General features: G+C 34.2%; 20 protein-coding genes, 1 pseudogene and 1 other annotated feature. Of the genes and pseudogenes, 17 read left to right on the forward strand and 4 right to left on the reverse strand.

Features of this window, described 5'->3' with window-relative positions:
* Positions 1-4: 4 nt before the first annotated feature.
* Positions 5-1,186: an iron-containing alcohol dehydrogenase gene (locus MHH85_RS07750; protein ID WP_340706551.1), complete on the forward strand. Its 1,182-nt coding sequence runs from the start codon at positions 5-7 to the stop codon at positions 1,184-1,186.
* A 255-nt stretch (positions 1,187-1,441) separates the two neighbouring features.
* Here the strand turns inward: MHH85_RS07750 and MHH85_RS07755 are convergent, their stop codons facing one another.
* Complete coding sequence (locus MHH85_RS07755; protein ID WP_340706552.1) at positions 1,442-4,036, reverse strand: Ig-like domain-containing protein; 2,595 nt, start codon at positions 4,034-4,036, stop codon at positions 1,442-1,444.
* A 284-nt stretch (positions 4,037-4,320) separates the two neighbouring features.
* On the opposite strand from MHH85_RS07755, the gene MHH85_RS07760 reads away from it, so the two are divergent.
* The 5 genes from MHH85_RS07760 (at position 4,321) to vanY (ending at position 10,342) form a co-directional block, all read left to right on the forward strand.
* Entirely contained in the window at positions 4,321-4,650 is a 330-nt protein-coding gene (locus MHH85_RS07760; protein ID WP_193739901.1) for a DUF5983 family protein, read from the forward strand.
* A 617-nt stretch (positions 4,651-5,267) separates the two neighbouring features.
* The gene (locus MHH85_RS07765; protein WP_340706553.1) at positions 5,268-7,397 is read left to right on the forward strand and encodes a type IA DNA topoisomerase; all 2,130 of its coding nucleotides are present in this window, start codon (positions 5,268-5,270) and stop codon (positions 7,395-7,397) included.
* 191 nt (positions 7,398-7,588) lie between these two features.
* Complete coding sequence (locus MHH85_RS07770) at positions 7,589-8,287, forward strand: response regulator transcription factor (RefSeq protein WP_340706554.1); 699 nt, start codon at positions 7,589-7,591, stop codon at positions 8,285-8,287.
* Positions 8,280-9,398 carry a HAMP domain-containing sensor histidine kinase gene (locus MHH85_RS07775; RefSeq protein ID WP_340706555.1) on the forward strand — a complete coding sequence of 373 codons (1,119 nt, stop codon included), beginning with the start codon at positions 8,280-8,282 and terminating at the stop codon, positions 9,396-9,398. The genes MHH85_RS07770 and MHH85_RS07775 overlap by 8 nt, the downstream gene beginning before the upstream one ends.
* 83 nt (positions 9,399-9,481) lie before the next feature.
* Complete coding sequence (gene vanY, locus MHH85_RS07780; protein WP_340706556.1) at positions 9,482-10,342, forward strand: VanY-A/VanY-F/VanY-M family D-Ala-D-Ala carboxypeptidase; 861 nt, start codon at positions 9,482-9,484, stop codon at positions 10,340-10,342.
* A gap of 106 nt (positions 10,343-10,448) precedes the next feature.
* Here the strand turns inward: vanY and MHH85_RS07785 are convergent, their stop codons facing one another.
* Positions 10,449-11,021 carry a TetR/AcrR family transcriptional regulator gene (locus MHH85_RS07785; protein ID WP_340706557.1) on the reverse strand — a complete coding sequence of 191 codons (573 nt, stop codon included), beginning with the start codon at positions 11,019-11,021 and terminating at the stop codon, positions 10,449-10,451.
* Positions 11,022-11,218: 197 nt separating this feature from the next.
* Between MHH85_RS07785 and MHH85_RS07790 the strand changes: the two genes are divergently transcribed.
* Positions 11,219-12,607, forward strand: a complete 1,389-nt coding sequence (locus MHH85_RS07790; RefSeq protein ID WP_403979891.1) for a DHA2 family efflux MFS transporter permease subunit — start codon at positions 11,219-11,221, stop codon at positions 12,605-12,607.
* A 125-nt stretch (positions 12,608-12,732) separates the two neighbouring features.
* Here MHH85_RS07790 and MHH85_RS07795 read toward each other — a convergent pair whose 3' ends face one another.
* Positions 12,733-13,194, reverse strand: a complete 462-nt coding sequence (locus MHH85_RS07795; RefSeq protein WP_340706559.1) for a hypothetical protein — start codon at positions 13,192-13,194, stop codon at positions 12,733-12,735.
* Between the two features lie 349 nt (positions 13,195-13,543).
* Between MHH85_RS07795 and MHH85_RS07800 the strand changes: the two genes are divergently transcribed.
* The 10 genes and pseudogenes from MHH85_RS07800 (at position 13,544) to MHH85_RS07845 (ending at position 23,535) form a co-directional block, all read left to right on the forward strand.
* Positions 13,544-13,963, forward strand: coding sequence for an ATP--cob(I)alamin adenosyltransferase (locus tag MHH85_RS07800; protein ID WP_038182290.1), 420 nt, complete (start codon positions 13,544-13,546; stop codon positions 13,961-13,963).
* 426 nt (positions 13,964-14,389) lie between these two features.
* Positions 14,390-15,856, forward strand: coding sequence for an aminoacyl-histidine dipeptidase (locus MHH85_RS07805; RefSeq protein WP_340706560.1), 1,467 nt, complete (start codon positions 14,390-14,392; stop codon positions 15,854-15,856).
* A 160-nt stretch (positions 15,857-16,016) separates the two neighbouring features.
* On the forward strand, positions 16,017-16,511 hold the full coding sequence (locus MHH85_RS07810) for a DinB family protein (RefSeq protein WP_193739892.1): 495 nt from the start codon (positions 16,017-16,019) through the stop codon (positions 16,509-16,511).
* Positions 16,512-16,683: 172 nt separating this feature from the next.
* Positions 16,684-17,118: a hypothetical protein gene (locus MHH85_RS07815; protein WP_340706561.1), complete on the forward strand. Its 435-nt coding sequence runs from the start codon at positions 16,684-16,686 to the stop codon at positions 17,116-17,118.
* Between the two features lie 82 nt (positions 17,119-17,200).
* Positions 17,201-17,746, forward strand: a pseudogene (locus MHH85_RS07820) (NADPH-dependent FMN reductase).
* A 627-nt stretch (positions 17,747-18,373) separates the two neighbouring features.
* Positions 18,374-19,366 (forward strand): HAAS signaling domain-containing protein, encoded by a 993-nt coding sequence (locus MHH85_RS07825; RefSeq protein WP_340706562.1) that lies wholly within the window; start codon positions 18,374-18,376, stop codon positions 19,364-19,366.
* A 187-nt stretch (positions 19,367-19,553) separates the two neighbouring features.
* Positions 19,554-19,768: a binding site (T-box leader), on the forward strand.
* Between the two features lie 47 nt (positions 19,769-19,815).
* A complete protein-coding gene (gene proB / locus MHH85_RS07830) occupies positions 19,816-20,904 on the forward strand; it encodes a glutamate 5-kinase (RefSeq protein WP_340706563.1) in 1,089 nt (362 codons plus the stop codon).
* Between the two features lie 18 nt (positions 20,905-20,922).
* Positions 20,923-22,170, forward strand: coding sequence for a glutamate-5-semialdehyde dehydrogenase (locus MHH85_RS07835; RefSeq protein ID WP_340706564.1), 1,248 nt, complete (start codon positions 20,923-20,925; stop codon positions 22,168-22,170).
* Between the two features lie 268 nt (positions 22,171-22,438).
* The gene (locus MHH85_RS07840) at positions 22,439-22,948 is read left to right on the forward strand and encodes a hypothetical protein (protein ID WP_340706565.1); all 510 of its coding nucleotides are present in this window, start codon (positions 22,439-22,441) and stop codon (positions 22,946-22,948) included.
* A gap of 65 nt (positions 22,949-23,013) precedes the next feature.
* Positions 23,014-23,535 carry a tubby C-terminal domain-like protein gene (locus tag MHH85_RS07845; RefSeq protein WP_340706566.1) on the forward strand — a complete coding sequence of 174 codons (522 nt, stop codon included), beginning with the start codon at positions 23,014-23,016 and terminating at the stop codon, positions 23,533-23,535.
* Positions 23,536-23,571: 36 nt separating this feature from the next.
* On the opposite strand, the gene MHH85_RS07850 is transcribed toward MHH85_RS07845, so the two are convergent.
* On the reverse strand, positions 23,572-24,258 hold the full coding sequence (locus MHH85_RS07850) for a DUF981 family protein (RefSeq protein WP_340706567.1): 687 nt from the start codon (positions 24,256-24,258) through the stop codon (positions 23,572-23,574).
* Positions 24,259-24,365: the final 107 nt, after the last annotated feature.

Raw genomic sequence — 24,365 nt, forward strand, 5'->3', positions numbered from 1 at the left:
TGCAATGTCTGAAAAAATTACTTTTGCACCAATTAGCTACACTGGTTGGGGCTCATTAGAACATTTAGAAGAAGAAGTTAAACGATTTAATGCACAAAAAATTCTACTAGTAACAGATCCATTCTTAGAAGAACTAGGATTAACAAATAATATAGTTGTACCACTTGAAAAAGCAGGTATAGAAGTTGATATCTACACTGAAGTTGTACCTGAACCACCATTAGCAATTGGTGAAAAAGTTGTTGCATATACGAGAGAGCATCAATTCGATTTAGTTATTGGTCTTGGTGGGGGTAGTGCATTAGATTTAACAAAGATTGCAGGTGTGTTAGCTACTCATGAAGGTAAAGTTGAAGACTATTTAAATTTAACTGGCACGATGGAAATTCAATCAAAAGGGATTCCAACCATTCTTGTGCCAACAACATCAGGTACTGGCTCTGAAATTACGAATATTTCAGTGCTATCATTAGAAACAACAAAAGATGTTATTGCACATGATTATTTACTTGCTGATGTGGCCATTGTAGACCCTGCTTTAACAATTTCTTTACCTCCAAAAATTACTGCTGCAACGGGTATCGATGCACTTACACATGCAGTTGAAGCATATATTTCAAAATTTGCTAGTCCAGTTTCAGATGCATTAGCACTACAAGCAATTCGTTTAATAAGCAATTCTATTCGTACAGCTGTAAAAAATGGTACCGATAAACAAGCTCGGTCAGATATGAGTTATGGTAGCTACTTAGCAGGACTTGCCTTCTTTAATGCAGGCGTAGCAGGCGTACATGCATTAGCTTATCCAATCGGAGGTCAATTCCATATTGCTCATGGTGACTCAAATGCCGTACTACTTCCCTATGTAATGGGCTATATTCGTCAAAGCTGTGAAAAACGTATGAAAGATATATATGAAGCAATGGGCTTTAGTGCTACAAACCTTTCACAAACAGAAGCATCATATAAATGTGTGATTGAGTTAAAACGACTTGTAGAAGATGTTAATATTCCATCTACTTTAAAAGGCTTTAATATTACGGAAGATGCTTTAGAAGGACTTACAAATGATGCGATTGAACAAAAACGTATTCTAGCTAGAAGTCCACTACCATTGCTAAAAGAAGACATCTATGCGATTTATAAATCAGCATTTAATGGTGTTATTGTAGAGCAACAAAAATAGTTTTATATAGAAGGTTGTACAGCTGCTAGATGGGCAACAGATCGTAACACGAATAAAAAATGAAGTATAGTACCGATATATGGATAAGGGATTTATCGAGTAGTTTTATTGTGGAAATGTGAGTTGTTAGAAGTAGCTTTGTTGATTATGGAATTTGTAAGCAATATCTCTATCACATTTCTGAACAATGAATAAACATCATAAATAGCTTCAAAAAAAGGAAGCAATATATATTGCTTCCTTTTTTTCTGTGCATTATTTTATTGTAAATTTCTTCACTTTACTTTTGTTACCTACTTTATCTTTTGCATAGATCGATAACGTAGTGCCTACTTTTTGGCGAGATATTTGTACACGTGCATAGCCTGATTTTTTCGCGGTTGTTTTCTTCACTAACTTTTTGCCGTTATAAATGTATACTGTTGCACTGCTTTCAGATTTTACATTTATCATAGATGTAGATGTAATCGATATATTTGATACTGGAGGTGGCGTCGTATCCTTCACAATAATCGTTTTCATTTTACTTGTTTGGCCAAGTGGGTTATTAGCATAAAATGTTACTTTTGCACCTGCTTTTTGTCGAGGAATATAAAACTTGAATGTACCATCATCGGAAGTCCATGTTACCATTGCTTTTTTACCAGGTAATTTTAAGACGAAATCTACATATGGTTCTGCTGTACCAGAAATCATTACATCCGCATCTCCAAGAGTATGAACTACAGGAGTTTTCGGTACTTGCTTGTAAATATTAGAAACTGTATATTTATAGGTTTTTTTAAAGCCTGCATAATCTTCTGCAATAACTTTGTATATACCATTTTTTGTAGCAGTAAACTTGGCATTACTAGATTTTAATATTGACCCATCAGGTAATGTAAGTTTTTTAATACCTACATTATCAGTTGCATTAATTGTCAATGTGATATTCTTATTAGTTGGTTTTGTTGTGTTTGGTTTGACTGTAAGTGTCGGAGGTGCATTATCAATGTTGTCGACAAAGATTTCTTCAGTTCGTACATTACCGAATAAATCTTCAACCTCTACAAAATAGCTCCCGTTTTTACTTACTGTGAATGTTGCTTTGTCACTGTTTACAACCTTATCATTCGGCAATGTAATCGACCGAATACCAATATTGTCTATAGCCTGAATGAAGACGGTAACGGTATTTAGATTTTTATCATAGCTAGTCGTTGTAGTTGTGATTTTTGGCAATTCATGATCTACAACAGTTATACTTTTCAATGAATAGGTGTCAGATAGATTACCAGAGTTTTTGCTACGTGCATCTACTTTAATAGTATAACTGTCTGAACGTGTTGGTTGCCAAACGAAGTTATTAGAACTGCTAAACGGTTGAACAACTGTATAATTACCTGATGTTGCAACTGAAAATTGAAATTCAATGTTGCTTCCCTGTGAGGCAGATGCTGTGAAAATATACTTAGCAGGTGCAGCATCATCGTTCACTGATAAAGTAAGGCCAGATGCTGGTAATGCTTTTGTAGTAAAAAGGTAGTTAGTAGTAGTGTCTTGTGTTGCACCTTGATAGCCTGCTACTGCACCATCAGTAATGGTTAGTTTGTAATCAGTGAAATATTTCAATTCATTTGGTTGAATTGTTACGACATTTTTATTCACAGTGACAGTGTGTGGTACTTCTCCACTGGCATCTTTAAGTGTAAATTTGTCAGGGTTGATTTCAGATATTTTTTGGTTGAAGTATATTTTAAAAGTGCTGTCTAGTGGTAAATATTTGGCACCGTCTTGCAAATTCTCAATAATAGTACTGTTATTGCTATTTTTAGATTCATATGTTGACTTTGTAATTGACATGGGATTGGATTGAAGATTTTCATTATAAAGAATGGAATACTTAGCTTTGCCATCTTCCATGATTGCAATAAGTCCATCATCTACGAACACTTTTTTTACGCGTTTTGTACCATAAAGCGTATATTGGAAATCATTTGTATCATAAGTGTAAACATCAATCCCTGATGATCGACTTACGGCAAATGTTAATTGGTCATTAAAGGCAAAATCGTCGTAGCGTTCATCAAAGCCAAGTCTATATGTCATATCACCAGACTTGACTGATGTTAAACTATACGCAGTTCCTAAATTATATAGACGTAATCCATCTGGAGTTAAATTTGCTGTTTGATCTATTACATAATCCCCATGATAAGGTGAATCATAGCTTGCTGTAATAATCCCATGATTTATTTCTTTAGCGTAGATATCAGTGGGTGTGATACCTTTAGAAATTGTATAAAGTTTCGATAATTCTTCACTGTAGACCACAGTCGATTGTTCATACATAGATGCGTTTTTTGTATTTTCCACACGCTGTTTTGTAGCTAAATTATATACGAGCATGTTGTTATGCTGCCCTGAACCTGGTGTTATGTATAAATAGTTATCTTTATCCACTGCAATATCATATGGATCAGTTTCAACATCCAGGATATAATCAATTGTAAAATCTTTAGTCTTAATAGCGGCAATCGCTCCGGTATTTGGACTACTTGTAGAATTTGTATGACTTTGTTTCATCTGCGTTACATAAAGTATACCGTTTCGCAATGTTAATCGTTCCGCTGCGTAAGGGAGTTTCAGCGACTTTATTTGCCCAGTTTTATAATGATGTGCATAAATTGTTTTACTTCCTAAATCTGTCATGTAAAGAATGTCATGATCTTTATCTAGTTCTGTATCAAAGGGCGTAAAATTAAGCTTTGTTACTTTTTCATCTGCTTTAGCTTCATTATTTAGAGAAAATGCAAATAGACATAATAGCCCTAAAAATGATAATAGAATAACTTTAGTAAAATATTTCAAATAATCTCTCCTCCTTTTCACTTTGAAAATTATAACATTTATTAAGTAGAATCCCTTATAAATTATCAATTTAATATCATTTTATTGAATAGATATGAAATCGACCTTAACACAAACAAAACAATATCACTTTCACGGTTATTCACAACAGAAGGCAAAGCATCATAAATTATCGGTAGAGTAACAGTGAAGAAAGCTACAACTGCAGCTTTCACAGAGCTATAAATAATGTAGAATGAAAAGATACGGCTTAACTTAATAAAGATATAAAAGGAGGAATTATTATGACTGAAGAAAAAAGTTTTGATATCAATGCTCAAAAAGTGAAATTAGTTGAAACCATGCTAACAGTATCCACTTTTAGTATTTCTGAAGAAACTGTGGAGTGGTTGAAAACACAAGTCCAATTAACTTCTACAAATGAGATGGGGCTTACTGTTTACCCTAAAGGAGATCAAGGTTGGTTTATCCCTTTATTTGAAAATATCACGGAAGACAAAGATTTACCGAAAGACTTATTATATTTCATGGGTTATGCAGAAGGAAAAAACTGTACATGGCTTCTGATTGAACCAGTATCAGAAATCTCGTCAAGAGTAGTACGTTACGAATAGGAACAGATTGCTAGAATATATGAATAAGCTAAAGTGGAGGCATTAAATTGTTTCCTCTTTTTTATTTAATGGAATTGATGTGGAACGCTGATTCTGTGGAATTGGAGGAGAGACATTCATCGTATACATAATAGAAAGAAGTGGGTCGATGTGCATTCACAATAAAAATAATTCACTTATCATGTATAAAAAAGGGTAATTAAGCACAGTATAATAAAGTAATTGTCTAATCCATCATTCACCAATACCGTTAGTACTTTAACACGTCGGTGTGTCAAAATGCTTAGTGATTTAAGTACTATTGAGCCGTAACATGTGATGTATTTTACTCCTGATAAAAGGGCAACGAGCTAACAAGCTATCGTTGCCTTTTTATTTTGAATGCAAACATAGAGTTCTTTGGGGTGAAGATGACGACTAATTTGAGAAAGAAGTTATTTGTGCATATAACCAAGGTCCTGAGGTATTAGGAAAGATAAAATTAAAAGAATGTATGTTAGAACCTCAACAACGTTTCAAAAGTCAGCCCACTTTTGGAGCGTTTTTCTCGTTCTCCAATAGCCAACCGAACAAATTTTCGGTATGATACGAGTAAGGATATAAATAGAGGTGTTAGTATGGGACTTACAGTGATTTTAGCTGAAAAACCATCGCAGGCGAAAGCCTATGCAGATGCTTTTCAAGTAGCAAAGAAAACAAAACATTACATAGAAATTGCCCCGAATCAGACGTTTCCAGATGGAGCTACGATTACATGGGGGATAGGGCATCTAGTAGAATTAAAACAACCGGCAGATTACAAGCCAGAATGGAAACGCTGGTCGCTGGCACAATTGCCGATGATCCCGGATAACTATGAATTCCGAGTGGCAAAGGGCAAGTGGGATCAGTTTCAAGAAGTGAAGCGACTGTTTAAAGAAGCGCATGTTCTTATAAACGCATGTGACGTGGACAGAGAAGGCTCTAATATTTTTTATTCCATCTATCGTCAAACGGGTGTACGTCAGAAGCCAGTTCAGCGACTTTGGATTAATTCGCTTGAGGTAGATGAGATACGCAAAGGGTTCGCCAATTTGCGAAATAATGACAAGGATCTACTGTTGTATTATGAAGCGCAGGCACGTCAAATCAGTGATTGGCTCGTTGGGATGAATGCAAGCCGCTTATATACGATGCTACTAAAGGCAAAGGGTCTGAATGAAACAATGTCGATTGGTCGTGTGCAATCTCCAACAGTCTATATGATTTATCAAAGACAACAAGAAATCGAACATTTTAAACCGACCAATTTCTATGAACTAACAGCTGAATTTTTAGCTGAAAAAGGGCCATATAAAGGGAAAGCGGCTATTAAGAAGGATAAGCGGGAAGAAGTCGAGCAAATACTTCATCAAGCTAGTATTACTGAAGGTGAAATCCTGCCAGGTGTGATTAGAGATGTCAAAAAAGCACGGAAGCATGTTAAACCTCCGAAGTTACATGCACTTTCTACATTACAAGCTAAAGCCAATAAAATATGGAAATACAGCCCAGCAAAAGTGTTGGAAGTTGTGCAAGGTTTGTATGAGAAAAAGCTAGTCTCTTATCCAAGATCAGATTGTCAGTATATTACCGAAGCCGAATTTAGTTATCTGGCTGACAGAGTAGCGGATTATCAGAAAATCGTTGATAAACCATTTGAGATTGCAACCGCACGTCCTCAAAAACGTTATGTAGATAATGCACAAGTAGAAGAGCACTATGCCATCATACCAACAAAAACAATTCCAACAGCAGCAAAAGTACAAGGCTTATCACCAATGGAGCGAAATATTTACTTTGAAATCGTGAAGAGTGCACTGGCGATGTTCCATAGAGATCATGTATATGAAGAAACGACAATCATGACAAATGTGAAGGCAATCGATTTTAAAACAGTTGGCAAAGTGGAGCTAGATCCAGGATTTAAAACACTATGGAGTGGGAGTGAACCAACAAAGAAAAAGGATGAAGAACCATTATTACCTCCAGTAAATGCGAATGAGGTAGTAGAGTCAAAAGTTGCTATTCATGAGGGGACAACCCAGCCTCCGAAGCCTTATTCGGAAGGACAGCTTGTGCAAATGATGAAAACTTGTGGAAAGCTCGTGGATGATGAGAGTGCTAGCGATATTTTGAAGGAAGTGGAAGGGCTCGGTACTGAAGCAACACGTTCAGGCATTATTGAAACGATAAAACGTCATGGTTATATAGAGGTGACCAAAAATATCGTGTCAATAACAGATAAAGGACGCGTATTATGCCAGACAATTGAAGGATCTCTACTATCAAGTCCTACAATGACCGCAAAATGGGAGACGTATTTGCGGAAAATTGGTAATGGTACAGGTTCAAAAGAAGCTTTCATTCAAAATGTCTGCAAGTTTTTAAATCATTTAATAGAAGTAACTCCAAAAATGGTAGAGAAAACGGATATTCAAGCAGCCGCTGAAAGTAGTGCTTCCAATGAGCCACTTGGACTTTGCCCGATTTGTAAAAAAGGACAGATGTTATCACGTAAAAGTTTTTATGGTTGCTCGAATTATAAAGCAGGCTGTAAATTTACTGTATCTAAAACAGTGGCAGGTAAAAAACTATCACCAAAGCAGGTGTCAGATCTTTGTCAATACGGTGTGACAAAGGAAATGAAAGGGTTTAAATCGAAGAAAGGTTCGATATTTAGTGCAAAGTTGAAGCTAGTAGAAGGTAAGATTGTGTTTGAGTTTTAGTTTTAGTACTAAAATGTAACTTGTGGTAGTTCCCATATTGTTGGAAAAAATATGAGACCAGACAAACCCAATTTCTCTAGTTATTTGCGTGATTTCTAATGTCTCCAAATCAACTTAATCTAGAATCTCTTTATAAATAAAATTTAGAGAGTAAGTAGTATGGAATTGAAATGAGATAGAGGTGTAATAAAATGAAGCGAGTATCAATTTTGGTAGCTGACGATGAGGCAGAAATTGCTGATTTAATTGGGATACATTTAGAAAAAGAAGGCTACCATGTAGTTAAAGTAGCTGATGGGGAAGAAGTTATTCGTGTTATCGAATCTCAAACAATTGATTTGGTGATTTTAGATATTATGATGCCAAAAATGGACGGTTATGAAGTTACGCGTCAAATTCGAGGGCAATATCATATGCCTATTATTTTCTTGAGTGCGAAAACGTCTGATTTCGATAAGGTGACAGGGCTAGTAATAGGAGCAGATGATTATATGACGAAACCTTTCACTCCGATTGAATTAGTTGCACGTGTAAATGCTCAATTGCGACGATTTTTCCTGTTGAATCAACCGCAAAAGGATGAAAATAATTATGTTTTGGAAATTGGTGGAGTGGTTATTTATCCTGAGCAAAGAAAAGTTATTGTTAACGATGAACATATTGAATTAACTCCAAAAGAGTTTGATATTTTATATTTATTAGCGAGCCATCCGAAGAAAGTATATAGTGTGGAAAATATCTTTCAACAAGTGTGGGACGAGGAGTATTATGAAGGCGGAAATACAGTTATGGTACATATTCGTACCTTACGGAAAAAACTTGGAGAAGATAAGAGGAAAAATAAATTAATCAAAACCGTTTGGGGAGTTGGTTATACATTCAATGGCTAAAATGGTAAGAAGCTTTCGCTCAAAAATGATTGCACTATTTGTTTTAAGCATGATATTAGCTGGTGGCATTACGTATTTAATCTACAAAGGGCTTCAGCTCTATTATAAAACTAACGCTCGTTATGGGGATTCTTTAGCTCAACTTCGATCAACGATTAGAAATATTGGAGATATTAATTTCTTTTTAATTATATTTATCCCTCTATCTATTTTGTTTTTCTTTTTTCTTACTAGACCATATTCAAAGTACTTTAATGAAATTTCTAATGGAATTCATTATCTTGCTAACGGTGATTTTACAAATCGAGTTCATGTTGCTTCAAATGATGAGTTTAGTGATATCGCACACGAAATCAATTTAGCAAGTGAAAAGTTAAAAGAAGCTGTTGAAAGAGGAGATTTTGCAGAAAACAGTAAAGATCAGTTAGTTTTAAATTTGGCTCATGATTTAAGAACTCCATTAACATCTGTTTTAGGCTATCTTGATTTAATTCTTAAAGATGAAAATTTAACAAAAGAGCAAATTAAACATTTCTCGACTATAGCATTTACGAAATCTCAACGATTAGAAGGTCTAATCGATGAGCTATTTGAAATAACAAGAATGCAATATGGCATGCTAAAGCTTGAGAAAAGGTCGATTGATATAAGTGAATTACTTATACAGTTAGATGAAGAATTATATCCTTTGTTAGAGAAGAATGATTTAGTAGCTAGAATGAATATTGCTCCTCATTTAAAGATTTATGGAGACGGTAAATTGTTGGCAAGAGTATTTGAAAATCTATTAACCAATGCAATTCGTTACGGCTATGATGGACAGTTTGTTGAATTAAATGGACATATTGATAATGGAGAAGTTGTCGTACAAATTATTAATTATGGAGATAGTATTCCAGAGGAAGAGTTGCCGTATCTTTTCGATATGTTTTATACGGGTGATAAATCAAGAACCCATAATCAAGAAAGTACAGGGCTAGGCTTATTCATTGCGAAAAATATTGTAGAACAACATAACGGAACTATTTCTGCTGAAAGTAATTTAATCCGAACAATATTTGAAGTAAGATTACCAGCAGACGATGGTGCTGAATTCCATTTGAAAATTTAATAAAAATTTTAAGTTTACCCCACTTTTTATTTAAAAAGTTTTTATTATCCTATACTTAAGTAAGGGTAAGGAGGAAATTAGAAATGAAAAAGTGGGTATTTTTTTCACTTATATTGTGCACAGTATTTGTTAGTATTTATATGGCACCATTATCTCAAAATGGCATAGAGGTTAAGAGTGTGGAAAAGGATGATAAGGTAACTTCTACGAATACTGAAAAGAAAGAAATTACAAAAGAGCAAATTTATAAAGGTGATCTATTATTAGTTAATAAAGATTACCCGGTTCAAAAAGATAGCATAAAATCTGATATTATAAATTTATTTCAAAATAAAGAGTTAGTAAGTGGCTTTGTAATACTTGATAGAAATCTTCGCCTATCAAAGGAAATTGTATATAAATTTTTGAAGGTAGTAGACGCAGCAGAAAAAGATGGTGTTAGTCATTTTTTGATTAGTAGTAGCTATCGAGATTTTGATGAGCAAAGTGAGCTATATCAAAAAATGGGCTCTAATTATGCATTGCCAGCAGGATATAGCGAACATAATTTAGGTTTATCACTCGATGTAGGGTCTACTCAAATGAAAATGGAGAAAGCTCCAGAAGGAAAATGGATTGAACAAGAGGTATGGAAGTACGGCTTTGTTCTACGCTATCCGAAAAATAAAACGAACATTACAGGAATTCAATATGAACCTTGGCATATACGTTATGTCGGATTACCTCATAGTGCTATAATGCATAAAAAGAAACTGACTTTAGAAGAATACTTAGATTTCTTGAAAGAGAATAAGGAGATTTCCATTAATGCTGAAGGGAAAGATTATATGGTTTCTTATTATGAAATTTCAAAGAGTAGGACAATTGATGTCCCTGTGAATAAATATTATGACATATCAGGTAATAATGTGGACGGAGTAATAGTGACGGTTCATGAAGAGTAGCCTACTTTATAAATGAAGCCTATCACATTGTTTGAACTGTCATTATGGCTGTTCAAACAATGTTACTGAAGTAAAGTAGGATAGGAGAAGCTACAATTAGAAACATCTATTTTGAACTAGAGAAAAATTCTTTATTAATCATTTCATGAAAATATTGATCCATTTGTTTTGCAGGAATCTTACGTCCATTTTGAATCCACCATGCACTTAGTGAAGAGAGTGCTCCTGAATAAAATTCCACAATGATTTCAATTGGTACCGAGAAATTCTCCCCGCGGTTATTTAACTCTAGAAAATCGTACTTCAGTGTTTCTTTATTACGATAATTCATGTAGTTATTGAATATTTCATCATTTTTATTTGATTGTATGATGTTATCAAATAACTCTAAGTTTGGAACCATCTCAAATGATTGGAAAGGTTTTAAAACACGTTCTTCTAAGCTGACCTTCACATATTTTTCGTTAAATTGTTCAATTCCAAAATACAACAAATCGTATTTATCCTCAAAATGTTTATAAAAAGTAGTTCGGTGAACCATTGCCTTATCGCAAATTTGATTGACTGTAATTGAATTAAACTCTTGTCCAGGTTGTGAAAGTAATTCTTCGAGTGCCTCCCACAGTAGTTTATATGTTCTTCTAACCCTAAGATCAACCTTTTTGTCATTAAAATTCATCTACATTCTCCTTGTTTTGTAGTTTATATAGATACTTAACTAAATTTGATTCTTTCAACATTAAAATTATATGTGTATATTATTTAGTAGACATTTGTAGCTTTATCCTACAAGTGTAGCAAATTTTTAGGGAAGAGGAAATAAAAGTGAACACGACGAACCAAGTATCACCAAATAATTCATTCGATTTATCGAACATAAAAAAAGGACCGATTATCATTGCTTTGATTATTGGTGCTTTTGTTTCTATTTTAAATGAAACACTATTAAGTAATGCTTTGCCAGAATTGATGCGTGAATTTAGTGTAACACCTACTACTATACAGTGGTTAACTACCGCATATATGTTAGTCGTAGGGGTGCTAGTACCTGTTACCGCATTGTTACAACAATGGTTTACAACTAGACAATTGTTTTTATCTGCGATGATCTTATTTCTAGTAGGTACAATTATTGCGGCCTTCTCACCTGTATTTAGCATTTTACTTGTAGGGCGTATTATACAAGCATTCGGAACAGGTTTAATCCTACCGATTATGATGAATACCATTTTAATCATCTTCCCACCGGAAGAACGTGGTGGTGCAATGGGTTTAATCGGCCTAGTTATTATGTTTGCACCAGCTATTGGGCCGACTCTTTCAGGGGTGATTATTGATACTCTTGATTGGCGCTGGTTATTCTACATCGTAATCCCACTTGCTCTAATATCAATTATTGTTGGAGCGAGGTATTTAAAGAATGTTTCGGAAATAACTAAACCAGCTGTAGATATCTTATCTATAATTTTATCAACAATCGGGTTTGGTGGATTTGTCTATAGCTTTAGTAAGTCGGGAGAGCTAGGATGGGACAATCCAGAAGTTTATGGCACTTTAATAATCGGAGTTGCTTCATTAATCTGGTTCATTATAAGACAATTAAAGATCAAGGACCCAATACTTGATTTACGTACATTTAAGTATCCAATGTTTTCAATTACAGTCGTATTAATTGTTATCGTCATGATGGCGATGTTCTCAACAATGACATTACTTCCAATGTTTTTACAAGGTGTACTTTTAGTATCAGCTTTTAAATCTGGTTTAATCATGTTACCAGGTAGTGTGTTAAATGGTATTATGGCCCCAATTACTGGGAAGCTTTTTGACAAATATGGTCCTCGTACTATAATCATTCCAGGAATTGTGTTAGTAGCTGTTGCAATGTGGATGTTTATCGGAATTGATGTTACAACGACAACTGGATATATTATTACGATCCATTGTATGCTGTTAATTGGTATCTCACTTGTCATGATGCCAACACAAACACATGGCTTAAATCAATTACCTAAAGAATTGTATCCTCATGGGACAGCAATCTTTAGTACGTTACAGCAAGTAGCAGGAGCCATTGGAACGGCACTATTCATTAGTAAAATGTCATCTGGACAAAAGGATTATTTAACACAATCAGAAAATCCAAATGACCCAACGGAAATTCTATCTGCTTTAACAGCAGGTTTTGATTCTGCATTTACTTTAGGGTTTATCATTGTATTACTTGCTATAGTTGTTTCGCTTTTCATAAAACGTGCGAAATAGGAGATAGCTTGGTTGTTCTAAAAGGATAAAATCGATTGATTTAACAAATTAGACAATTCATCATAATTGAATTTGTAAAAGGGGTATCCAATAGTCGAGAAATTGACTTTTTGGATCACCCTTTTTTATTTTTGCACATCTTCATTTTCTTTAGTTAATAGTGTTTCTACAACATCAAAAAAGTTACTATTGTTGGCTTTATAATGTCTTCTACTCCAACTTTCAGCATCGTTAAGGATAACCATCTCTTTTTCATCAACAAACGAAAATATAGTAATTCTGTCTATGCCTGTATAGATAGATATTATATAGTCACAATTAAACATATCGTAATCATCGTTTGTCAGACGTAGCTTTACATTCTTAAGTGATTTTAAAATCACTGTATTATCATTATTTAAAGTATAGCTTTTTCCGAATTTTAATTTGTTCATTTTTGTTACATCTATAGAGCGAACCTCACTATCCTCCAAGTGTGTTAGAACATCCGTTATTAGTTTTTCCTTATACATATTGTATTGATAAATACCATATGATCCAGCCACTAATACAATAAAGATAATGATGGTGAGGAGTGCTTTTTTCATAAAATATAACCATCCCCATTTCTAAAAAGTCTTAACATAAGATTAATGGGAATTAAATACAATTACAAGTTGTTGTTTGAATAATTAGAATATTAATTCGGACACTCTTACTATTAAAGAAGCCGTGAAATAAAGTCGCAACGTTATACTCCTCAGGTTATATTTATCTAAGAGGGTTTTTTATATCAAAAAGTAGATGGATCGTAAGCTGAAAATTGGATAGAAAAATTAAATGTGACATCAAATATCAAATAGGAATGGTCTAGAACACTGAAACTTATTTGTTTAAGTTTACACCATTTCCATCGCATTGCCATATGCTATGGGCATATAAGAAAGAGGTGGAATTTTGGCTAAACTTACTCTTGAAACAGCAAAACGATTATTGAGTGTTGCAGAACAAAAATCCTATCAAATGGGGCTCTCTAGTAATATTGCCATTGTAGATGATGGCGCTCATTTGATTGCTTTTCTTCGAATGGATAATGCGAGAATCGCAGGTATTGAAATCTCTAAAGACAAGGCTTGGACTAGTGTAAGTATGCAGATGCCGACTGCGAATTTATCTCAAGCAGCTCTTCCAGGTAGTCCTTCATTTGGTATAAATACAACAAATAACGGTCATATCGTCATTCTTGGAGGAGGAATTCCTTTAGTTAGTGAAGGGAAAATTGTTGGCGGTATCGGGATTAGTGGAGGCAGTAGTGCACAAGATATAGAAATTGCCAATGCAGTAGTTCAAGCTTTTGAATGGTTAAATAAGAATTAAAAAGGCAGAAGCCTTGAAGCAAAACACGGTGATGTTGGTTAAACATAAGCAGTAATCATTGAAGATTTGAAAAGAGATACTCATGGCAATACTATTACTCTAGGATATCGGAATAAATATGTTGTTCTTGCACAAATACTAATCGGTCAACCTGGAAAACTAAAAAAAATTGCCAGCATGGTTGTTTTTTTACATTTAACGAAGCATCATTCACAGTAATTCAAGTATTCACAATAAATGCTGGCCAAATTTCTTATAGAAGTAAAAATTGTTTTTATGTTAATAAGAAGTATAAAAAATGATTAATCTATATTCTAAAGCTGCATATATATTCTGACAATTAATACTGGGGACAACATCTTGTCTAAAGGTTGAGCTATAATAATACTAAACATTTCAAATATTGCTAAAGAGAAGGTGAATCATATGTATAGTAATCTAGAAGAACTTACAAGTCATAAAGTATTTCATTATTTTGCAGAGATATCCAAAATTCCAAGAGGTTCAGGAAATGAGAAGGCGATTAGTGATTATTTAGTTCGCTTTGCAGAAGAGCGCAATCTTGAAGTTGTACAGGATTCGGTATTAAATGTCATCATTAAAAAAGATGCTACTACTGGATATGAAAATGTTCCGACGGTCATTATTCAAGGGCATATGGATATGGTTTGCGAGAAAAATCAAGATACCATTCATGATTTTGAAAAGGATCCACTTCAATTAAGAATAGAAGGGGACATGCTCTATGCAACGGATACGACTTTAGGAGCAGACAACGGAATCGCAGTTGCATATGCGTTAGCGTTATTAGATGCAGAGGATATCCCACACCCTTCTCTAGAAGTGGTCATTACAACTGAAGAAGAGACAACGATGAATGGTGCTCTTGCTGTAGATGCTGCCCATTTCAAAGGTGAAATACTGATTAATATTGACTCAGAAGAAGATGGTAAATTACTTGTCAGCAGTGCAGGGGGCGTACATGTTACGCAAGTACTACCGATTAAATGGGAGAATGCTTCGGACTATGAAGTAGCTTACTGCATTCGTATTAAAGGTTTAAAAGGAGGACACTCTGGTATCTCTATCAATAAGGAGAGAGGCAATTCTAATAAATTATTAGGTAGAGTATTACATGAACTATCATCGGAATTTCAATATTCCATACAACTGATTAATGGTGGATTAAAGCCTAATGCTATTCCAAGAGAAGCAGAAGCAATTGTCTTCATTCAACAGGAAGATGTTGAGCAGATACAAGAGAAAATTGAGATATACAATGATATTTTGAAAAACGAACTACAGTTTTCAGATCCTAACTTATCGATTGTCTTTGAAAAAAGAGACATCAGCTCTACAAATGTATTCGACAACGAAACGAAGCATAAAGCTATTACATCATTACTGTTAACTCCACATGGTGTTCAAGGTATGAGTATGGCCATAGAGGGGTTAGTTGAAAGTTCCACAAATTTAGGGGTTGTGACGACAACTGATACATCTATTACCTTTGAAAGTGAAATCAGAAGTTCCGTTAAAAGTGTAAAATCCAATTTGGTCACTCAAGTAAGAACGATTGCAGAAATGCTTGAATGTGAAGTACTTATTGACTCTGATTATCCTGAATGGCCTTATAACCCTGATTCAAAGGCGAAAAAATTATTTGAAGCAACGTATAAAGAAAAGTACGGTAAAGAGATGGAAGTAATTGCTGTACATGCTGGGATTGAGTGTGGTGTATTTATCGAGAAGATTCCGGGTTTAGATGCTATTTCCATTGGTCCAGATATATTTCTAGTGCATACGCCAGATGAGCATATCAGTATACCTTCAACTATCAATAACTGGGAGTATTTCATTTATACTTTAAAAAGAATGAAAGATCTTCTGTAAAAAGTAGGTTTCTATAGTGTGAGTTTAGGGAATATTTTATATAGAACAGCTTATCTCTACGAATATAGAATATCTACATTCATTTGAGAATAAAAGCCTATTATTTAGAATTTAATATTCGCATAAATATACTACTAATATGGTATTGGAGGGATATAAGATGGAACAGTACTTAGAACAAAACAAAAGCATAAGAGATGAATTATTGAATACTGTAAGCAATCTCTCGGACGAGCAATTAAATAAGGAAGTTGAAGAAGGTCGTTGGACTATAATGCAGGTACTTCATCATCTTCATATAATTGAAGATGGAGTAGCAAAAGCAATTCTATATACTTTGAAAAAAGGTGAGAAGCAGTCTGTTAAAGCCAAGCCAATTGAGTTAACAGTTGACCGTACTACAAAGATAGAAGCACCTTCATTTGCAGATCCAGAGGCAAAATTTATCACACTAGAAGAGATGAAAGATAAACTGAAGGAATCACGTAATACTCTTCTTCAAGTTGTCTCAAGCAGCGACAAGAATCAACTTAAAGAGAAAGCCTACCCGCAGCCAATATTCGGATTAATGAGTCTAGATCAGTGGGTTCCATTTATCGGGTACCACGAAAAAAGACATATTGAACAAATAGAGGAATTAAAAGAAAAACTATAAATCAAGTTAATTTTCGAACTTACGACAACAATAAGAAAAATCAAGGGCCTATTCACGTAAATGGATAGGTCTATTTTGCAGTATAAGTTAATATAAAATAAATGTGAATTATTTAGAATTCTATTTAATATAAGTAAATTGATTATTACACATTCATATAAGGAGGGATTAAGTGAACAAAAAAAGAATCCTATTATTAAGTATATTTGCTTTGATATTATTTTCAGCAGGATATTTAACAAGTAAAATTACCACTGAAACAGTAACGAGGGTAGTTAAAATAGGCGTTGAAAGCAATAAAAATAATGGACAAATCGATAATGAAAAAGTGATCACAGATGCACAAAATCAAGGAGTCATAGATAATTTTATAATGATATATTTGCAGAGTAAACCTGTTGAAAAAGTTGATATTAATAAGGATCATCCAGATTTATTCATTGAAATGAATAGTCCAAAGCAATCCACTGGGTTAATTGATTCAAAAGTATGGTTTACCAATAATGGGGCTATAATCGGTATCCGTTCTGGAGAGAGTTGGGAAGATATTGAATACAAAATTATAAGTCAGGCTGATGCTGATTTTATAAAAGAACAAATGGATTAGGAGAACGCTGTATTCTCAAAATAGTTCAAAATCTTTGATTCTATTGTATTTGAACAGGTACTCTATTTATAGAGGTGATAGTATGATTAACAACAAAAAGATAATAGCTATTTCTGGAAGTATTCGAGAAGGTTCATCCAATACGAATATATTAAAAACTATAGCTGCTTTTATTCCTTCATAAATTGAGTACTCAATTTATGAAGGAATAAAAGACCTTCCCCATTTCAATCCAGATATAGATCGAACGGAACCACCAGCAGTTGTTACGGAATTCAGGAAGACTATGAGTGAAGCTAATGCGCTTATCATCTGTACGCCTGAGTATGCAAAAGGTGTCCCAGGAGTATTAAAAAATGCGCTAGAATGGCTAGTCTCATCTGCAGAACTTTATAAAAAACCAGTGGCTATAATAACGGCTTCTCCTTCAATTGAAGGTGGAGATAAAGCGCATGAATCATTACTTCTTACACTAGGTATGCTCGATACCGTTGTTGTTAAAAAAGGGTTGATGCTAGTGCCATCTGTCGGTACTAAATTTAATGCTAATGCTACCATTAAAGACGAAAATACGAAGCAAGAACTGATCGCTCTAATTAATAGCATAGTGGTAGAGCTTGATACATAGTTGAATTGCGTTATAATTTATAGTGAAAATTTAAGAATTTTTTACTCAAATGTATGTAGCTTCAGAAAGTAGAGAAGCAACTCTATTGACAAAATAAGTTATTCGTGAGATACTTCTATTTATGCTGATTAGCTAGTTTATAAATGTTGGCATTCTACTAAATGTTTTTGTAGATACTTATTCACACTGGAGTGACTTTGGGGTCACAAGGACGCAAAAGAAGGTAGGGTTTGCGTTGCTTAGGTTAGAAAGCTAACCAGTGGAATTTTACCGCGGTACAGAAAGCTATAGGCTTTTGAGTAAATATTCCCCGGATGATCGGGTTGAAATTTGAGTTTTATTAAAATTAGCTAATTATAAATTAAGGGGTACTCTCATGCTGAGGGTGCCCCTTGTCCAATTCTAGAAATGATTTTTACATAAAAACAGTTGATTAATGCAAATTGTTCTGATTAAGTAACGACTAACTTATCAAATAGATAGTCGTTTTTTTATTTGACTGTATATAAAAATGAGTGAGCTGCATATAATACATTTGGCTGATTTATGAAGTATATGTAATTAAGTGGTAAAGTGATGAGGGGTTTAAAATGCATCAATATAAGGTTTACAAAGGGGATGATGCCAATGGAATTAATTGATAAATATATCCATGAAGTAACTCGAAGGTTGTCACAAAAAGATCGAGCAGCTATTGCTCTTGAATTGAAGGCAACTATTGAAGAAATGTTGCCATCTGATTTTACGGAAGAAGACGTCAAAGAGGCGCTTGTAAAATTAGGTGATCCAGCTGTTCTTGCAAAAACCTATCAGGAAAAACCCATGTATTTAATTGGTCCTTTATATTATCAATCCTATATATCTCTTTTAAAAACGATAGTTCCGATTGCAATGACTATTGCTCTTATTGCATTTGTTATAGATTTTGCTTCTAGTTATGAGGGGGATGAAGCATTATTAATGGTTGTCCTCACTCTTGTTGGTAAGGGTATTGGTATGATGCTAGAAGTTGCGATTCAAGTATTCTTTTGGTTAACGCTAAGCTTTGCGTTGGTCGAAAGATTTGCCAAAGAGCCAAAAGAGGAACTTGTGACTGGTCTTCAAAAATGGACACTTAATGATTTAAACAAAGTGCAACTAAATACTAAGCATAAATCTATTTCAAAGCATGCCTTTTTTGGTAGTTTAGTATGGACCGCTATTTGGGTTTCAATTTACTTTAATGCGGAGCATTTAATTGGGGTGTATAGGAATAGAGAAGATGATCTCATTTTTAAATACCCAACATTTAATCAACAAATTTTAAATGATTTTTGGGTTCTGATTCTGATTATTGCTATCTTTGGTATTGCATTAGCTCTCTATAAACGAATCCAAGGACAATGGACAAAAAAAGTTGTTATCTTCCAAACGTTTTATGAGCTCATTTCAACTGCAGTATTTATCATAATCATTACGCGACCAAATATTATTGAACCAGAGTTTACAAAGTACTTATTGAATTATATCGATATGCAGGAGGACAAATTTGTTTTACTGCTTGTTTTAGGTACTATTGTGATTGCTATTATTACATCAGCATTTTCCATAAAAGATGCTGTGAGCAGGTCTAAGATGTAACGATTTTACCAACTACCTAACAAGAAACGACTATCAATGTATGAAATGGTAGTCGTTTTTACTTGAATTATTCTAAGGTGCAAAAGAGTAAGAAGTATTACAAATACAAGTGAAATTAAGTATTATTTCTTTATTCACGAAATGATTATTGACAGTTAAAAGAATCTGATGCATGCTTATAATTAAATATTTAGCGAAAAGAAGACTAGTATGTGTGATCTTACTGTATAAGAGAGCGATGTTCACCGGCTGCAAGGCATCGTAACAGCAAACACGCGGAACCTACTTCTTAGCTCCTATGCAAACATAGGCGCAGTCTCAAGCGTTATGAGGTTGAGTGGGATGCATTTAATGCATTCAACTAAGGTGGTACCACGAGAAGTAACCCTTTTCGTCCTTGATATTCGAGGGCGAAAAGGGTTTTTTATGTTGTATTGGAGGTAATAAAGATGGATAAAAAACGAATTGTTGTGAAAATAGGTAGTAGCTCTTTGACGAATGCGAAGGGTGAAATAGATCAAGTAAAGTTTCAAGATCATATAAATGCAATTGCTACACTACGTCAAGCAGGTCATGAAGTGGTATTAGTATCATCCGGTGCTGTGGCATGTGGTTTCCGTAAACTAGGCTACTCTTCAAGACCTGTTACTTTAAAAGGAAAACAAGCAGCTGCAGCAGTAGGCCAAAGCTTATTAGTACAATCATATACAGAACAATTAAGCAAACACGGTATTGTGACAGCACAGATTTTATTAACTAGAACGGATTTCTCAAGCAAGCATCGCTATAAAAACGCTTATTCTACATTGTCAGAATTATTGGATCGTTCCGTATTACCAATCATCAATGAAAACGATACGGTGTCAGTAAAAGAACTTACTTTCGGTGACAATGATATGCTTTCTGCGCTAGTAAGCGGATTGGTACATGCTGATCAGTTAATTATCTTAACAGACATCAATGGTTTGTATGATGCTAATCCATTTAAAAATCCTGATGCAAAACGCATTGATTTTTTAACTGAAGTAACGGAAGAAATGTTGTCATTTACAAGTGGCACAGGTTCAAAAGTAGGTACCGGTGGCATGGAATCAAAATTAATGGCAGCGAAAACGGCGTATGAACTTGGCGTGAAGGTATTTATCGGTAACGGTAAAGGTAATCGAAAATTATTGCATGTATTGGAAGGTACAGGGGACGGGACGTATATAGAGAAAGACGAACTACCTGTATTAAATAACAATAAGCAATGGATTTCATTATTCTCAGCAGTTTCTGGTAAAGTCTTTGTGGACGAAGGTGCGGAGCAAGCGCTTGTTTCGAAAGGGAGCAGTTTACTTCCTGCAGGTGTCTATAAAATGGAAGGTGATTTCCAAAGAGGCGATGTTGTTGAAGTGTACGGTAAAAATGGCGTACTTGGTAGAGGAGAAATACTCTATTCTGCAAATGAACTAAAACAAGCGATGGGGAAACGAACAAACGAACTAATCGTATCTAATATTGAAGTCATTCACCGTGATAAGTGGGTAAAAGCATAACTAAGTGGAGGTAACACAATGAGCGAAGTAAAAACAAAAGGTAAGTTAGCGAAAATAGCAAGTTATTATATGAACAGTAAAACAACGCAAGAGAAAAATGAAGCATTACAAAAAATTGCAGAACGACTACTGATAGACAAAGAAACGATAATTGAAGAAAACAATAAGGATATTGAAGCCGGTAGAGAAAAATGTCTTTCAGAATCTGTTTTAGACCGCATATTCTTAAATGAAAAACGTATTCAAGATATGTCAGATGCTATTCTATTATTAGTAAAGTTAAATGATCCAGTTGGTGAAGTATTAGAGGATATTCAGAAAGAAAATGGTTTGCATATTGAGAAAAAACGAGTGCCACTTGGTGTGATTGGCATGATTTATGAAGCAAGACCAAATGTGACAGTAGATGCAGCAACTCTATCATTGAAAACTGGAAATGCTGTGATTTTACGTGGCAGTTCATCTGCAAAATTTTCGAATATCGCACTAGTCGCATCGATACATAAGGCACTAGAAGAGACTACATTACCAGTAGATGCAGTGCAGTTAATCGAAGATACAAATCGTAAAACGGCAAAGGAATTATTCCATCTAAAAGAATATCTAGATGTACTGATTCCACGCGGTGGAAAAGCATTAATCGATACGGTTGTAAGTGAAGCGACAGTTCCTGTTTTAGAAACGGGAGCAGGAAATTGTCATATCTATATAGATGAATCTGCAAAACTTGAGATGGCAACAAGTATTGTCATTAACGGAAAAACACATCGTCCATCTGTATGTAATGCAACAGAAAGTGTATTAATCCATGAAAAATGGTTTGCAGAGCATGGTGTTGCGTTATTAGAAGTGTTAGCAGCACATGATGTTGAGATTATTGGAGATGCCACTGTTTGTAATGCATATTCAGGTGCAAAGCTTGCTACAGAAGACGACTGGGCAACAGAATATTTGGCATTAACAGTTAGTGTAAAAGTCGTGTCAGAAGTAGTTGAAGCAATCGAACATATTAATATATATGGGACAAATCATTCTGAAGCTATCATAACAGAAGATGTGATTGCAGCAGCGCTATTCTTAAACGGTGTTGATGCTGCAGCGGTTTATCATAATGCCTCTACGCGCTTCACAGACGGCTTTGAATTCGGTTATGGTGCGGAAATAGGCATTAGCACTCAAAAGCTTCATGCAAGAGGACCAATGGGGTTACAAGCAATGACTTCGAGTAAGTATTTTGTATATGGAGATGGGCAAGTAAGAGGCTGATGACTTTATATTCAATTTGATTTATATGTATATAGTTAAAGAAGAAAAAGTTGTTAGTGTAAAAACTAACAACTTTTTTTGATTATATTTCACTAAAATGAAAGAGCAAATTGATTTGCCAACGCAAAATTCCCAACTAATAATACCTTTTTACATAAAGGAAAATTTACACTGAATATTGAAAATGTAATTGGAAATGTTTTACACATTAAAGTGATAATTTTGCTATGATTAGTAAAAAGAAAAAAGAAGGATTGGGGAGGAATTTATGCGTAAGCGAAAAGCTTTTGTAATAACTATAGTTCTAGTCGTTTTAGTTGGGATGGGTATATATATAAATGGACAAAACAAGTCTTTAGAAAGTGTTAAGCCTGATAAAACACCTTCAACTGAAAAGGTAAAGAAAACAAGTTTATCTGTGAAGGATTTATTTTGGAGAGTTGATTTTAGTGATAAAGATTCATATATAACAGTTGAAAAAGTACCATCGTTGGCAAAGGTTAAAATTTCGGAAGAAACACAAAAAGAACTTCTAAAGGCTTTTGAAAACGCGAAATTTAAAGAATTGAAAATGGTGGATTCAAATATAAACCCAGATTACAATTACATCATAAAGATTTTTGTAAGTGGGTACTATGGTATGTTTGTGGATACATCTAATAAAATCATACACGTGGACGATAATGAACAAAATTATTTAGTGGTAGATGATAACGGTTTTTTTGATATTTTAGAAGATGCTGTAAAGAAAAAAAGAGTATCTTTATTAACTCAGTAAGTGCGTTACTGCCCTGAAAATGCTATAGTTTACTTATGAAACGTTTAGATTTAAAGGAGCAAATGATGCAAAGATATACTTATTTACACCCTAATTCAATTGAAACAACACCAAAAATTACAGTTGCTGATGAGTCAGGTCAAGCTGTATTCACATTTCAACGTCACTACTCAAATAGTTTAAAGCGTATATTAGATAAAGTAATGGATTATCGCTATTTTTTACGGTATGACGTTTTTGATATGCAGGACGAACCACTTTTCACTTGTAAAAAGGTCACTCGTAAAGGAAAAGTTTTTTATGAAGCATTAGATTTAAAACAACAAAAAAAATATATGCTTGCCTACGACGGTTGGAAAGAATTGATTCCAGACCTTGTGATTACAGATGGACAATTGAAAATGATGATACATAAGGAAATGGAAGATTGGTCCCGCTTTGCACTTGATGGTGTAGATATTGCCCGTTGGAGGGCAACAGAAGGTGATGAGTTCTTGATAGAGCTAGAGATTGAAGAGGATTCGCCAATTCAAAATCCAGCATTTTTCATCGCAATCAGTCAATGTGTACTTTTTGTAGGTGCATAAATAAAAACGTAGTAGATATAATGTCTACTACGTTTTTTATTTGCCCATTAAATGGACTATTAGATCGCTAAGTGTAAAATAATTCATCATTCCAAATAAAATAAAGGCAATCCCTGCGATTTGCCAACAAGTGATCATGACTTTGAAGAAACTTGGTTTTGCATATTGTTTTAAAGTAAAAGGTAACAAGATAGCGCCAATTCCTATTATTGCGTATAAACCGGATATGAAAAGACCTTCAACTAAAGGGTATTTGGTAAAGGAACTAGTTATTAGTTCGCCATTGAAAGTTGAGAATAATTGAAGACGGATACTTGCAATGGCAATAGATATAAGTGCTAAACCCAATGCAAATGTAAAATAAGAAAGTGGTTTTAGCAATATTGGTGCCTCTTTCATTAATATTCGAGAAATAGTCATTGAATCAATATAATCAATGTTATTTTTCGCGAAAACATTCGCTTTTCTCCATAGAAGAATTGCTACTGCTAACAATAAAACACCAAAAGCAAATGAAGGTTCGCCAAAGATAATATTATTATAAGGAAAATCTATTTTAGATAAAGGAGATTTTAAAGACATATGCGCTCCAGTTATTGTTAAAATAAAACCTGGGATTGCGAACCCAATTGACCAACCTTCTAGCTGTCCAATCTTAGATCTCTTTAAATGCTTCATAAATCGAACTATTAACAGTAATCCGACACCTATCGAAATAGACATTATGGCACTATTGAGAGGTATCGTACCTAAATTTATAGTAATGTTTATCACTCCAAATAGAGAAAGAATGGACTTAGTGTCAACATTAGTGAGAAAAACATGCATAC

Origin of the sequence: Viridibacillus sp. FSL E2-0187, assembly GCF_038006425.1 — a bacterium.
Classification (GTDB): Bacteria; Bacillota; Bacilli; order Bacillales_A; family Planococcaceae; genus Viridibacillus; species Viridibacillus arvi.

Coding starts and splice junctions, on each gene's coding strand:
- MHH85_RS07775 (WP_340706555.1), top strand. CDS start 8,280: ATGGCTAAAATGGTAAGAAGCTTTCGCTCAAAAATGATTGCACTATTT.
- MHH85_RS07760 (WP_193739901.1), top strand. CDS start 4,321: ATGACTGAAGAAAAAAGTTTTGATATCAATGCTCAAAAAGTGAAATTA.
- MHH85_RS07835 (WP_340706564.1), top strand. CDS start 20,923: ATGAGCGAAGTAAAAACAAAAGGTAAGTTAGCGAAAATAGCAAGTTAT.
- MHH85_RS07770 (WP_340706554.1), top strand. CDS start 7,589: ATGAAGCGAGTATCAATTTTGGTAGCTGACGATGAGGCAGAAATTGCT.
- MHH85_RS07850 (WP_340706567.1), bottom strand. CDS start 24,258: ATGTCTATTTCGATAGGTGTCGGATTACTGTTAATAGTTCGATTTATG.
- MHH85_RS07825 (WP_340706562.1), top strand. CDS start 18,374: ATGGAATTAATTGATAAATATATCCATGAAGTAACTCGAAGGTTGTCA.
- MHH85_RS07785 (WP_340706557.1), bottom strand. CDS start 11,021: ATGAATTTTAATGACAAAAAGGTTGATCTTAGGGTTAGAAGAACATAT.
- proB (WP_340706563.1), top strand. CDS start 19,816: ATGGATAAAAAACGAATTGTTGTGAAAATAGGTAGTAGCTCTTTGACG.
- MHH85_RS07845 (WP_340706566.1), top strand. CDS start 23,014: ATGCAAAGATATACTTATTTACACCCTAATTCAATTGAAACAACACCA.
- vanY (WP_340706556.1), top strand. CDS start 9,482: ATGAAAAAGTGGGTATTTTTTTCACTTATATTGTGCACAGTATTTGTT.
- MHH85_RS07795 (WP_340706559.1), bottom strand. CDS start 13,194: ATGAAAAAAGCACTCCTCACCATCATTATCTTTATTGTATTAGTGGCT.
- MHH85_RS07765 (WP_340706553.1), top strand. CDS start 5,268: ATGGGACTTACAGTGATTTTAGCTGAAAAACCATCGCAGGCGAAAGCC.
- MHH85_RS07810 (WP_193739892.1), top strand. CDS start 16,017: ATGGAACAGTACTTAGAACAAAACAAAAGCATAAGAGATGAATTATTG.
- MHH85_RS07840 (WP_340706565.1), top strand. CDS start 22,439: ATGCGTAAGCGAAAAGCTTTTGTAATAACTATAGTTCTAGTCGTTTTA.
- MHH85_RS07750 (WP_340706551.1), top strand. CDS start 5: ATGTCTGAAAAAATTACTTTTGCACCAATTAGCTACACTGGTTGGGGC.
- MHH85_RS07805 (WP_340706560.1), top strand. CDS start 14,390: ATGTATAGTAATCTAGAAGAACTTACAAGTCATAAAGTATTTCATTAT.